Source organism: Roseateles sp. (assembly GCF_046300915.1).
Lineage (GTDB): Bacteria > Pseudomonadota > Gammaproteobacteria > Burkholderiales > Burkholderiaceae_C > Kinneretia.
Window position 1 is genome coordinate 1 of sequence record NZ_JBKCLH010000037.1, and the last position, 13138, is coordinate 13138.

Here is a 13138-nt window from a genome sequence, read left to right on the forward strand (position 1 = left end):
CTACGCCCCCTATGTGTACGACGCCGTGAACGTGATGGTGGCCGCCATGGTCAAGGCCGGCTCCGCTGAGCCGGCCAAGTACCTGCCGGTGCTGGCCAAGACCGAGGGCTACAAGGGTGTGACGGGCACCATCGCCTTCGACAACAAGGGCGACATCAAGAACGGCGCCCTGACCCTGTTCACCTACAAGGGTGGTGCTCGTCAGCAGATTGCTGTCGTCCGCTAACGGTTCGCGCTGAACCTTGCCCGACCACAGGTCGGGCAGTTCTTGCTCAACGCCCACTTCGGTGGGCGTTTTTCATGGGCGTCTTTTCTGGGTTTTCTAGAGCAGGGAGCGAAGTGCCGGTGCCCTGCGTCTCAACGGCACCACAGGGATGACTGCAGCGCTTTTGCTCGCGCGAACGCAAATCGCAGCCCGCTGTGCAAAACGCACGAGCGTTGGCTCATCCTCATCTTCCAATGCTCACCATTTCGGCTCTACTGCGGGGCTTGAGCCCATTCCACAACCGATGGTGAACGCGGCTGAATTGTCCGGCATGCCCTTTGAATTAGGGGGTGGACAAGGCTGTGCAGGGCGTCACGGACTGGTGCTCACGGAGGCATTTGCACCCTTTAAACGGGGGGCTTTCAAGACCAGGGCACGAGGGCATGATGCAGCCGCACAGCGGGTTTCCATCACTGCGTGGCCTTCAGCGGGTCTGCCGATGTGGGGACGATTCCATATGTCAGCACGAGAGAAGCTGTCAGGCTGGAACCAGTAGTCGATCGGTGTGGGGCGGAGGGGAATCCTGCCCGGATGCGGAAATGCAACGGGTAATGCGACTGGGGAAGAGCATGGTTCGGATATTCAATCACTATTTGCACAGGCGCACACTGCAGCAGATCTTCTTTGACGTCGGTCTGATCATCCTGGCCTTGTTGGGCGTCGTGATCAGTCAGGGCGAACAGGCGGGGCAGATCATTCCCTTTGCTGCGTCGCACGGTCTGTCGCTGGCTGGTTGCATGTTTGTGATCAATTCGGCCACGGGCTTTTATCAGCATGTGCACAACCGTTCTCTGACCGAGTCCTGCGCGCGCGGACTCTTGGCCTTGTTGATTGCCCTGCCGCTGGCCTATGGCATCTTCAGCCTCCTGCCGGCGGATAGCGGCTATCGCGAATTGCTGACCTTCGCAGCCATGGGTGCCGTGGCTGCCGTGCTGGCACACCGCGTCTATGCGGCGCATTCCAGCATCCAGGCCCAGGCCAAGACCAAGGTGCTGATCTTCGGCTCCGGCGAGGCCGCGAAAACCGTTGGCTCGACCCTGAAGGCGGCCGATCCGCATGTGCACATCCTGGGCTACTTTGCCGGGCCCAATGAAACTCAGCCAGAGGTTGCTCGCGCGGAGTTGATTGAACCCCAGGGCAGCCTGACTGAAACTGCGCTCAAGCTGGGTGTGGACGAGATCGTCGTGGCGCTGTCGGAGCGTCGTGGCGGCAGCATGCCCTTGCGCCAGCTCCTGGACTGCAAGCTGTATGGCATCAAGGTCGTGGACATTGCCACCCACTTCGAGAAGACATTGGCTCAGATCAAGATCAGCCATGTCAATGCGGGCTGGCTGGTTTTTGGCGACGGTTTCAACCAGGGCGTAGTTCGCACCGCGGTCAAGCGTGTCTCGGACGTTCTGTTCTCGTCGCTGATCCTGTTGCTCACCTTGCCTATCATGCTGCTGACCGCGGTGGCCGTGAAGCTGGAGTCGCGCGGCCCCGTGTTTTATCGCCAGGAGCGCGTTGGATTGAATGGCCGCCAATTCAAGGTCATCAAGTTCCGCAGCATGGGCACCGATGCCGAGAAGGATGGCAAGCCGCGTTGGGCCAGCAAGAATGATGACCGCGTGACCCGCGTGGGGCGTTTCATCCGTCGTGTTCGCATCGACGAACTGCCGCAACTCTTCAACGTGCTCAAGGGCGAGATGAGTCTGGTTGGCCCGCGTCCTGAGCGACAGTTCTTTGTTGATGAGCTGGTCACCAAAATTCCCTATTACGCTGTGCGCCACAGCGTGAAGCCGGGCGTGACCGGATGGGCCCAGGTGCGCTACGAGTACGGCTCGACGGTCGAGGATTCGATCGAGAAACTGCAGTACGACCTCTACTACGTCAAGAACCACACGCTGTTCCTGGATCTGTTGATCCTGCTTGAAACCGTGGCAGTGGTGCTGACCGGTAAGGGTGCCCGCTGAGCCGGGGCGCTTCTCAGCCGGGCCCGTCCATGGCCTGCCTAGGCCTGCTTTTCGAGCGTTTTGGGAAGCGCATGCCTGAAACTCTCATGGAGCATCGGCTCTGATGGAGGGGGCGCTGGATCTCTCTGCACTGTTCTTCAGCCTTGCGGGGCTGGCTTATGGCGCGGCGCTTCTGTTTCATCTGACCCGATTGCCCAAGCGGCGCCAGGCAGCGACCGGGCTTGACTGGATTTTTGGGCTGGCCCTGGGTTTCAGTGCGGCTTGGGCGGCGCTGGGAGCATGGGTTGCGCGCGATGGTGCGGAGTTGGCTCCAGCGCTCCTGCCGGCCCTGCTGGACGGCTTGCGTTATGGCTTCTGGTTCGTCTTTCTGATCTCGCTGATGCGAGCTTCGGGTGGGGCGGCTTGGTCGCAGGCCTTGCGCTGGTTGTCGGGCAGTGCGGCCGTGCTGTGTGTGGCGACCCTGATCTCGGTCTTGCTGCGTGAGTATGGTGCTGAGCCTTATTCCAGCTGGGATCGTCCCCTTGCCTATCTGGGGCTGGGTCAGGCACTGATGGGCCTCGTCCTGCTGGAGCAGTTGCTGCGGAGCAGCCAGGGGGATTCCCGCTGGGGCGTCAAGCCGGTGGGTTTGGCCCTGTGTGCCGTCTTCGTTTTCGATCTGTATGCCTACTCGCAGGCAGCCTTGTTCCAGCAGATCGATGGCGATGTCTTCAAGGTTCGACCCTTGGTGCACACCTTGGCCGTACCTCTTTTGTTCATGGCGATGCTCAGGCACGGGGACTGGCTGTCCAAGCTGCATGTATCGCGTGTGGCGGCATTTCATTCCGCGACTTTGCTCATCGCGGGCGCTTATTTGATGCTGATCTCGGCGGTGGGCTACTACGTCCGCTACACCGGCGGTGGCTGGGGCCGGGCCATGCAGATTGCCGTGATCTTCGTCGCGCTGGTGGGCTTTGCCACGGTGGCCATGTCGGGCGCCATGCGGGCCAAGCTGCGCGTCTACATCAACAAGCACTTCTTCAGCTACCGCTATGACTACCGCGAGGAGTGGCTGCGTTTCACGGCCATGCTCTCGTCGCAGAGCTCTCCTCAGGCGCTTGGGGTGTCGGTCATCCGTGGTATCGCCAATCTGGTCGAGAGTCCCAGTGGGGGGATGTGGCTGCGTCAGGGCGGCGATGGTGAATATCGGCAGGTGGCCGTCTGGAATCGGCCTGTCCAGACCGAGGTTGAGACCGCTGATTCCTCGCTGCTGCGCTTTCTTCGCGAGCGTGCCTGGATTGTTGATCTGGATGAGTACCGCCAAGCGCCCCAGCGCTACGAGGGGCTGAGCTTGCCGAACTGGGCATTGGCAGACAGCACATGTTGGCTGCTGGTGCCCTTGCTGGTGGGGACGGAGCTCACGGGCTTTGTGCAGCTGGGGCATCCGCGCACGCGCATGGATTTGGACTGGGAGGTGAGGGACTTGCTCCGTACCGCCAGCAGCCAGGCCTCCAGTTATCTGGCCCAGATGCAGGCCACCGAGGCATTGCTCGATGCACGTAAATTCGAGGCCTTCAATCGCATGTCTGCCTTTGTGGTCCACGACCTCAAGAACATCGTGACCCAGCTCTCGCTGATGATGAAGAACGCGAAACGTCTGCGCGACAACCCCGAATTCCAGGAAGACATGCTGGCAACCGTGGAGAACTCGCTGGAAAAAATGCGTCAGCTGATGCTGCAGCTGCGCGAGGGAGAGGCGCCGCATGGGGGCGGCTCGGGCGTTGAGCTCCAGCCCATCGTCGAGCGCTTGGCCGCAGGCGCCCTCCGCAAGGGACGTGAGTTGCGCCTGGAAGTGCGCGCCGGTGCCAGCACCCGCGGACATGAGCAGCGGGTGGAGCGGGTGATCGGCCACGTCGTGCAGAACGCTTTTGACGCAACGCCGGAGGATGGTGAGGTTCGGCTGGTTCTGGACGTCGAGGGCAGCAACGCGCGCATCGAGGTGAGCGACACGGGCTGCGGCATGTCCGAGGACTTCATACGGACTCGCCTGTTCCGTCCCTTCCAGACGACCAAGACCAGCGGCATGGGGATTGGCGCGTATGAGAGTTTCCAGTACCTGCAGGAACTGGGCGGCAAGATTGCCGTGGACAGCCAAGTCGGGCGCGGCACACGCGTCACGATATCGCTGCCTCTTTTGCGCGCGTCAAAGCAGTCGGATCTGGGTATGCTCAGCGCCAAATGACAACACCGCGAACCCAACCTTTGTTGATCGTCGAGGACGATCTCGCGCTGCAAAAGCAGATCAAGTGGTCACTGGACGGCTTTGAGTCCGTGCTGGCCGACGATGCCACCTCGGCCGTGTTGCAGTTCCGCAGGCACGCACCGGCTGTCGTCACCATGGATCTGGGTTTGCCGCCCGACCAGGACTCCGTGACCGAGGGTTTCAAACTGCTGGAAAAGCTGCTCGAACTGGACCCCGGCGTGAAGGTCATCGTGCTGACGGGCCAGAACGATCAGTCCAATGCCCTGCGGGCGATACGCATGGGGGCCTACGACTTCCTGGCCAAGCCGGTGGATCCTGACGTACTCGCTCTGACGGTCGAACGCGCCTTCAGGCTCTATGAGTTGCAGCAGGAGAATCGACGCCTGCAGGCCATGAGTCACCCGGATGTGCTGGGGGGGCTGGTGACGCGGGATGAGCGCATGCTCAAGATCTGCCGCACGATCGAGAAAGTGGCACCGAGCAATGCGACGGTGCTGCTGCTGGGCGAGAGTGGTACCGGCAAGGAGGTGCTGGCTCAGGGGCTCCATGATGCTTCCCGGCGCAAGGGCCGCTTCGTGGCCATCAACTGCGCGGCGATTCCTGAGAGCCTCTTGGAGAGCGAGCTCTTCGGCTACGAGAAGGGCGCTTTCACCGGGGCCAGCAAGACCACCGTCGGCAAGATCGAGACAGCCCATGGTGGCACCTTGATGCTGGACGAGATCGGTGATCTGCCTCAACCCCTGCAGGCCAAGCTGCTGCGCTTTCTACAGGAGCGCACCATAGAGCGTGTGGGGGGGCGGCAGGAAATACCCATCGATGTGCGTGTGGTCGGCGCGACGCACCAGGACCTCAAGCAGCTGATCGCGCAAGGTCGTTTCCGTGAGGATCTCTATTACCGCTTGGCAGAGATCGTGGTGGAGATTCCGCCGCTGCGCGAGCGTCAGGGTGACCCGGTGTTGCTGGCGCATGCCTTTCTCAAACGCTACGCCACCGAGCAGCGTCGCCCGCAACTCAGCCTGAGTGAAGAGGCCATCCGATTGATCGAAGCTCACGCCTGGCCCGGCAATGTGCGTGAACTGCAGAACCTGATCAAACGCGCCGCCATCATGGCCGATGGCGATCGCCTGGCCGCTGAGGACTTGGGTCTGCATGCGGCGGCGGCTGCACAGGAGGGCGATGAGGCCATCCTGGACTTGCGTACGGTGCGTGAGCGTGCAGAGCGACACGCCGTGCTGCTGGCCCTGGCGCGCGTGGATGGCAATATCGTCAGAGCCGCCGAGATGCTGGGCGTGAGCCGTCCCACCCTTTATGACCTGATCAACCGACTGCAGATCAAGACCAGCAGTCAGGGAGCACATTGAACGTGAACCGCAAGAAGCTATGGCGCCAGCCGCTGGCCTGGGGGCTGGGTGCAGCCGTTTTGCTGGCAGGCTGCGGCGGCAAGTCCGCTGACGAGATGCTGGCCGACGCCAAGTCGCATATCGAGAAGCAGGACAGCAAATCGGCAGTGATCGAGCTCAAGAATGCCCTGCAGAAGCAGCCTTCGCTGGCCGAGGCTCGCCTGCTGCTGGGCAAGCTCATGGTCCAGTCCGGCGAACATGTGGCGGGTGCCCTGGAGTTGGAGAAGGCCAAGGAGCTGGGTGCCAAGGATGAGCAAGTGCTGCCGCTGCTGGCCGAGGCACTGCTCGGGCAGCGCGAGTATGAAAAGCTGATTTCCCGCCTGGCCAGCACGCGCCTGAGCGATCCCTCGGCCCAGGCATCCTTGCAGGTCAGCTTGGGCACGGCCTATGCCGCCACAGGCAAGCTGGAGCCGGCGGCCTCCGCGGCCAAGACGGCGTTGGAGCTTCGCCCCGGCATGGCCGAGGCCCTGCTCTTGCAGGCGCGCCTTGCGGTGCAGGCTCGGGATCCGGCCGCCGCCTTGAAGCTGGTCGAGCAGGCCCTTGCGGCGTCGCCCAAGCTCGCCGACGCCTGGCGACTCAAGGCCGATCTGCAGATGCTGGATCCGCAGACTCGCGATGCCGCTTGGGCCGCCTATCAGCAGGCCCTGAAGCTCAAGCCCGGCGATCTGGGTGTGCGCGGCATCCTGATTACGACCCTGGTAGAGCGCAAGGACCTGCCGGCTGCAAAGGCCGAGTTGGAACGCCTGTGGGAAGCGGCACCACGCCACCCGTTGACGGCCTTCTATACGGGCCTGCTGGCCTTGGAGCAGGGTGAGCTTGAGCGAGCCCACGAGCATGCGGAGCAAGCCTTGCGTGCCATGCCCGAGGATGCGCGCGCCCTGTATCTCGCAGGGGTTGTGGAGTTCAGGCGAGGCCGGCTGGAACTGGCCGCCACGCATCTGCAGCAGTCGCTCAAGCATGCGCCTGGCCAGCGTGGGCCCCGGTTGATGCTGGCCCAGGTCCATCTTCGCAGCGGGGAGTTCAGCAAGGTCCAGACCGTGCTTCAGCCGCTGCTGGATGCCGAGGAAGCGCCGGCACAGGCCTATGCCCTGATGGCGGAGTCCCTGCTTCATCTTGGCGAACTGTCCAAGGCGGAGTCCTTCTTTGCGCAGGCGGCCAAGCGCGACCCGCTCGATGGTCGAAGCCGCACCGCCTTGGCCCTGACCCAGATGGCTCGCGGCTCGGGCGAGCAGGGGTTGGAGGACTTGCGGGCAATTTCGGCCAGCGATACGGGGGTCAGCGCGGATCTGGCCCTGATCAGCAACTATCTCAAGGTCAAGGATTACGCCTCCGCGCTGAAGGTCGTCGAGACTGTGGAGCGCAAGCAGCCTGGCAAGGCTGCGACGCCGAATCTGCGTGCCCGCATTGAGCTGATGCGTGGCGACCGCGAAGCCGCCCGGCGCAACTTCGCGGCTGCTCAAGCCATAGATGCTCAGTTTTACCCGGCCGTTGCCGGGCTGGCTGCCATGGACTTGCAGGACAACAAGCCGCAGGAGGCCGAGGCCCGATTTGCCAAGCTGCTGGAAAAGGATCCCAAGAGCCTCCAGGCTCGGCTGGGTCTCGTGGCCCTGAAGTCCAGCACGGGCGCGAGCAAGGATGAGCTTGTGGAGCATCTCAAGCGCGGCATCAAGGATCATCCGACGGAGCCGTCTCTGCGTCTGGCCCTGATACGCCTTGAGATGCAGCGTGGTGACCCCAAGGTCGCACAGAACTATGCCCGTGAGGCCAGCATTGCCCTGCCGACGAGCACCGACGTGCTCGATGCGCTGGGTCAGGTGCTCCTGGGTAGCGGTGACTTGAACCAGGCCATGAGCACTTACAAGCGCCTGGTGGCCTTGCAGCCCGATTCGCCCGTGCCCTATCTGCGCCTGGCCGAGGTCCAGATGCGCAGCGACGATAAGGCCGGTGCCGCACAGAGTGTCAAGAAGGCGCTGGCGATCCGCGCCGACTACATGCCTGCACTGCGTGCCCAGTTCGGGCTTGAGCTCATGTCAGGTCGTTTTGCGGAGGCTCGCCAGATCGCCAAGAGCCTGCAGAAGAGCAAGCCCGCGGACCCCACGGCTTATGTCATGGAAGGGGACCTGGAGCAGGCGCAGAAGAATGTGCCGGTCTCGGCCACGGCTTACCGGGCCGCACTCGCCAAGGGGGCGGGGACCGAGGTTGCCGTCAAGCTCCATGCCTTGCTGGCCGGCGCCGGACGTGCGGCTGAGGCGGAGCAGTTCGCGGCGCAGTGGAAGTCGCAGCAGCCCAAGGACGCCAGCTTCCTGCTCTACCTGGCCGACCGTGCCCTTGCTGTGCAGAACTATGCTGCCGCTGAGACCGCCTACCAGGAGGTGGCGCGGCTGCAGCCGGACAGCGCACTGGCGCTGAACAATCTGGCCTGGCTGCGCAACCGGGCGGGTCAGCGCGATGCCCTGGAACTGGCCGAGAAGGCCAACAAGCTGGCGCCCGGACGGCCGGCGTTCATGGACACCTTGGCCGAGGTCCTGGTCACCCAGGGGCAGTTGGCCAAGGCCATCGACATCCAGAAGGCGGCCGTTGCGCTGGCTCCCGACTTGCATCAGCACCGCCTGCATCTGGCCAAGTACTATGTGGCAGCGGGGCGCAAGGATGAGGCGCGGGCGGAGTTGAATCGTCTGGCGGGGCTGGGGCTGAAGTTCCCCAACCATGCCGAGGTGAGCAAGCTGCGCGCCTCGCTCTGAGGGGGTGAGTGAGGGCTTGAAGCGCCGGGGCGCGCAGCGCCGCTGCGGGTCTGAGGCTGGCGAGAGCGGGCTGTGACAATACCGGAGGCAGGCTCATGAGCTTGAGTGCCAAGAAGATCCTCTTCGTCGCCGAGGCCGTGTCCTTGGCCCATGTGGCACGACCGGCCTTGCTTGCCGGCAGCCTGCTGGGTGACTGCGAGCCGGTCTTTGCCAGCAATGGTCAGTACGCCATCGCCTCGCAAGGCCTGCCCCTGCAGTCCTACGCCTTGCAAAGCCTGTCGCCGGAGACCTTTATGCAAAGGCTGGCCGTCGGGCGGCCGGTTTACACCCTCGACGAGCTCCGCGCTTATGTCGAGGCCGACGAGCGCATGCTGCGCGAGCTTCGCCCCGATGTCGTGGTCTCGGACTTCCGGCTCACCTTGCCCATCGCAGCCGCTCGCCAGGGCGTACCGCTCATGAGCCTGAGCAATGCCTACTGGAGCCCCTATGCGCGCCAGGCGCCCGATCTGGCCCCGGATCTGCCGCCCGCACGCCTGTTGGGGCACAAGCTCTTCGATCCGCTCTTCAGGCTCAGCTGGCCGCTGGCAAGCCGCCATCACCTCAGCGTACCCAATCGCCTGCGTGTGGAGCAGGGCCTTCCGCCTCTTGCATCGCTGGGGGACTACTACTGCGGCGGCGATGTCGTGATGTATGCCGACACGCCCAGTCTGGTCCCCTGCCATCCTCTGCCGCCCTCTCATCACTTCCTGGGGCCGCTGACCTGGTCGCCCAGCCTGCCCCTGCCTCTATGGTGGGACAAGGTGACGGCGCAACAGCACCGGACTCGGGTCTATATCAATCTGGGCTCCACGGGCAGCACGGTGCTTTTGCCCGCTTTGGTGGCAGCCTGCCGCGCGCTGGGCTGGGTCTGCATCGTGGCGACGGCTGGGCGGATGGATTTCGCCGCGGCCGAACCGGATGTGTTTGTGAGCAGCTATCTGCCGGGCAGTGCGGCGGCGGCAGCCGCGGATGTGGTGATCTGCAATGGCGGTAGCCCGAGCAGCTACCAGGCTTTGGAGCAGGGCCGGCCCGTGTTGGGGATCTGCAGCAATCTGGACCAAGTACTGGCCATGCGTGGCGTGCGTGATCAGGGTGCCGGTGTGCTGCTGCGGGCCGGAGAATGCAGCCCGGCGCGCCTGGCGCAGGCGCTGGTGCAGGTGTCTGGCGACGCCTGCCGTCAGAACGCCGTCCGGCTGCAACAGGAATTCCGTGCCTATCCCGCCACACGGCGTTTTCGTGAGCTGCTCCTGTCCACCCTGGGCACCGGGCACCCGTCCAGCGTGAGCTGAGGCCGTGTCGGGCCCTTTCAGCGGCGCAGCGGCAGCTGGCTCTGCTTGAGCTGGCGCAGCACAAAGCTGCTCTTGCTGTGCCGGATGCCGGGAATCTTGTAGAGCCGCTCGCGCAGCAGGCGCTCGTAGTCGCGCGTGTCGGCCACGGCGATGCGCACGTAGTAGTCGTAGTCGCCCGAGACCAGAAAGGCCTCCAGCACTTCGGGGATCTGCTCCAGGGCCTGGCCGAACTCGAACAGGGCCGCGTCTGAATGGTCGTTCAGGGTCACCTGCACGATCACCGTGTCCGCCAGGCCGATCTGCGCGGCATTGACCCGCACCGAGTAGCCCTCGATCACGCCCGCCTCCTCCATGCGCTTGATGCGCGTCCAGCAGGGCGAGCTGGTCAGACCCACGCGCTCGCTCAGGGCCTGCAGGCTGATGCGCGCGTCCTGCTGCAGGGCTTCCAGGATGGCGATATCGAATTTGTCCAGTTTCATGCTGCCGCTAGGCTGTGCCTCAGTAAATTTTCCTGATTCTGCGCCATGAGTCGGAAATTTCAGCAGCCTTTGCTGCGCCATCCCGGGCACAGTGAGGGCATGAATGCCTCCGTCGAAGCCCTACAGCGCCCTGCGGCCGCCGCCGCCCTGATGCAGACCGAGCCGGCCCGCGTGCCGCGTAACGGGGCCGAGGCCCTGATTGCCGGTCTGCTGGCCCTGGGCGTGGACACCGTCTTCGGCTACCCCGGCGGTGCGGTGCTGCCGCTCTACGACGCCCTGCATGGCGAGCCGCGCCTGCGCCATGTGCTGGTGCGCCACGAGCAGGCGGCGGTGCATGCCGCCCAGGGCTATGCGCGCACCACGGGCCGCGTGGGCGTGGTTTTCGTGACCTCGGGCCCGGGCATGAGCAATACCACCACGGGCCTGCTGGACGCCTTGTGCGACTCGATTCCCGTGCTGTGCATCAGCGGTCAGGTGGCGACCACGGCGATTGGCACCGATGCCTTTCAGGAGTGCGATGCCCTGGGCATCTCCCGACCGGTCACCAAATGGAATGCCCAGGTGCGCCACAGCACCGAGCTGCTGCCCCTGCTGCTTGAGGCCCTGCGACGCTGCCGCGAGGGGCGGCCCGGACCGGTGCTGCTGGACTTTCCCAAGGATCTTCAGCTGGCACCCCTGGCCGAGCCCTGGCTGGCGCCGCGCCCGGCGCTCGTGGCGCCGGCCGAGCCGCCGGCCGAGCGCGTGGCGGCTGCCCTGACCCTGCTCGCCCAGGCGCGCCGACCGGTGTTCTATGGCGGCGGCGGCCTGATCAATGCCGGCCCCGCCGCCTGTGCGGAGTTCACAGCCCTGGTGCGCGCCTGCCGTGCGCCCTGCACGCTGACGCTGATGGGCCTGGGCGCCTATCCGGCCGAGGATGAGCAGTTCCTGGGCATGCTGGGCATGCACGGCACGCTGGAAGCCAATCTGGCCATGCATGAGGCCGATCTGGTGGTCTGCGTGGGCGCGCGCTTTGATGACCGGGTCACGGGGCGGCTGGACGGTTTCTGCCCCAGCGCCAAAGTCATCCACCTGGACATCGACCCGCGCTCCATCGGCAAGGTGCGCCGGGCCGAGGTGGCCCTGCTGGGCGACTGCGGCGCCAGCTTGCGGGCGCTGCGTCGCGGCCTGGGCGCGGTGCCCGATCGCTCGGCCTGGTGGGCGCGCATTGCGGGCTGGCGCGCCCAGCGCTGCCTGGACTTCGAGGACCGTGCCGACCTCATCCTGCCCCAGGCGCTGATGCGCAGCCTCGACGCGCGCCTGGCCGGCCGCGACGCCATCGTGGCCACCGATGTGGGCCAGCACCAGATGTGGGCCGCCCAGCATCTGCGCCAGCGCCGGCCGGGGCGCTGGCTGAGCTCGGGCGGGGCGGGCACCATGGGCTATGGCCTGCCGGCTGCCATCGGCGCCCAGATCGCGCATCCGCAGGACCTGGTGGTGTGCGTGAGCGGCGACGCCTCGGTGCTGATGAACATCCAGGAGCTTTCCACCGCCGTGCAACACCGTTGCCCGGTCAAGCTGGTGCTGTGCAATAACGGGCGCATGGGCATGGTGCGCCAGTGGCAGCAGCTCATCCATGGCAACCGCCTGAGCCACAGCTATACCGAGGCCCTGCCGGACTTCGTGGCCCTGGCGCGCGCCTTTGGCTGGTCGGCGCGGCGCGTGGAGCGGCGCGAGGAGCTGGACGCAGCCCTGGCCGAATGCCTGGACAGCGACGGCCCCTTCTTCCTGGATGTGGTGGTGCAGGCCGAGGAGAACTGCTTCCCCATGATGCCGGCAGGCGCGGCGCAGAACGAGATCTGGCTGGGGGAAGAGCGGCCCTACGACTACCGGCCCGCCTGAAGAGGCAGTCGGGCGACTCGGCAAAACAAAAGGCGCCCGAGGGCGCCTTCGTGCTTGCAGCGGGTGTCGCTCAGACGCGCTTGCGGTACTCGTGGGTACGGGTGTCGATTTCGATCTTGTCGCCGTTTTCCACGAACAGGGGCACGGGGATCTCGAAGCCGGTGCCGACGATGCGGGCGGGCTTCATGACCTTGCCCGAGGTGTCGCCCTTGACGGCCGGCTCGGTCTCGATCTCGCGCACCACGCTGGTGGGCAGTTCGACCGAGATGGCCTTGCCGTCGTAGAAGGTCACTTCCACGGGCATGCTGTCTTCCAGGTAGGACAGGGCGTCACCCATGTTCTCGGACTCGACTTCGTACTGGTTGTACTCGGTGTCCATGAACACATACATCGGGTCGGCAAAGTAGGAGTAGGTGCACTCCTTCTTGTCCAGCACGATCTGGTCCATCTTGTCGTCGGCCTTGAACACGGTCTCGGTGCCCTGGTTGTTCAGCAGGCTCTTGAGCTTCATGCGCACGGTGGCGGCATTGCGGCCACCGCGGCTGTATTCGGTCTTCAGCACGACCATCGGGTCTTTGCCATGCATGATGACGTTGCCGGCGCGGATTTCCTGGGCGATTTTCATGGGGGATGCCTTCGGGTGGGCGCGCTGGCGGCGGTCTGTCCCCACGCAGTTTGGGGCGTCGCTGGCGCAAAGCCTTCGATTCTAGCGGGTCAGAAAGATCGTTCTACGGGTTCTCCCGTGCCCAGGCGTAAAGCGTGTCCGCCAAGTTGGGCAATCGCTGCAATTGCTCACGCCATCGCCTCGCGTGGGGCAGTCCGTCTTCCTCCAGGCCATCCGACTGACCCTCGGCAA

The 13138-nt window shown here is 64.7% G+C and carries 8 protein-coding genes and 1 pseudogene; 7 read left to right on the top strand and 2 right to left on the bottom strand.

Annotation, left to right across the window (positions count from 1 at the left end; genetic code table 11):
- The 6 genes and pseudogenes from ACK5F2_RS02150 to ACK5F2_RS02175 all read left to right on the top strand — a co-directional run.
- Nucleotides 1-226: pseudogene (locus ACK5F2_RS02150) on the top strand (branched-chain amino acid ABC transporter substrate-binding protein); the annotation flags it as partial.
- A 608-nt stretch (nucleotides 227-834) separates the two neighbouring features.
- Complete coding sequence (locus tag ACK5F2_RS02155) at nucleotides 835-2217, top strand: TIGR03013 family XrtA/PEP-CTERM system glycosyltransferase (protein WP_409862432.1); 1383 nt, start codon at nucleotides 835-837, stop codon at nucleotides 2215-2217.
- Between the two features lie 103 nt (nucleotides 2218-2320).
- Nucleotides 2321-4435: an XrtA/PEP-CTERM system histidine kinase PrsK gene (gene prsK, locus ACK5F2_RS02160; protein ID WP_409862433.1), complete on the top strand. Its 2115-nt coding sequence runs from the start codon at nucleotides 2321-2323 to the stop codon at nucleotides 4433-4435.
- Nucleotides 4432-5817 (top strand): PEP-CTERM-box response regulator transcription factor, encoded by a 1386-nt coding sequence (prsR, locus tag ACK5F2_RS02165; protein ID WP_409862435.1) that lies wholly within the window; start codon nucleotides 4432-4434, stop codon nucleotides 5815-5817. Before prsK ends, prsR begins: the two co-directional genes overlap by 4 nt.
- Nucleotides 5818-5819: 2 nt before the next feature.
- The gene (gene prsT / locus ACK5F2_RS02170) at nucleotides 5820-8597 is read left to right on the top strand and encodes an XrtA/PEP-CTERM system TPR-repeat protein PrsT (RefSeq protein ID WP_409862437.1); all 2778 of its coding nucleotides are present in this window, start codon (nucleotides 5820-5822) and stop codon (nucleotides 8595-8597) included.
- A 95-nt stretch (nucleotides 8598-8692) separates the two neighbouring features.
- Nucleotides 8693-9925 carry a glycosyltransferase gene (locus ACK5F2_RS02175; RefSeq protein WP_409862438.1) on the top strand — a complete coding sequence of 411 codons (1233 nt, stop codon included), beginning with the start codon at nucleotides 8693-8695 and terminating at the stop codon, nucleotides 9923-9925.
- 17 nt (nucleotides 9926-9942) lie between these two features.
- Here ACK5F2_RS02175 and ACK5F2_RS02180 read toward each other — a convergent pair whose 3' ends face one another.
- Nucleotides 9943-10404: an Lrp/AsnC family transcriptional regulator gene (locus ACK5F2_RS02180; RefSeq protein WP_133602868.1), complete on the bottom strand. Its 462-nt coding sequence runs from the start codon at nucleotides 10402-10404 to the stop codon at nucleotides 9943-9945.
- 150 nt (nucleotides 10405-10554) lie between these two features.
- Here ACK5F2_RS02180 and ilvB point away from each other — a divergent pair, with 150 nt between their 5' ends.
- Nucleotides 10555-12282 carry a biosynthetic-type acetolactate synthase large subunit gene (gene ilvB, locus ACK5F2_RS02185; protein WP_409862442.1) on the top strand — a complete coding sequence of 576 codons (1728 nt, stop codon included), beginning with the start codon at nucleotides 10555-10557 and terminating at the stop codon, nucleotides 12280-12282.
- A gap of 70 nt (nucleotides 12283-12352) precedes the next feature.
- On the opposite strand, the gene efp is transcribed toward ilvB, so the two are convergent.
- Nucleotides 12353-12907 (bottom strand): elongation factor P, encoded by a 555-nt coding sequence (gene efp / locus ACK5F2_RS02190; RefSeq protein ID WP_409862440.1) that lies wholly within the window; start codon nucleotides 12905-12907, stop codon nucleotides 12353-12355.
- Between the last annotated feature and the right edge of the window lie 231 nt (nucleotides 12908-13138).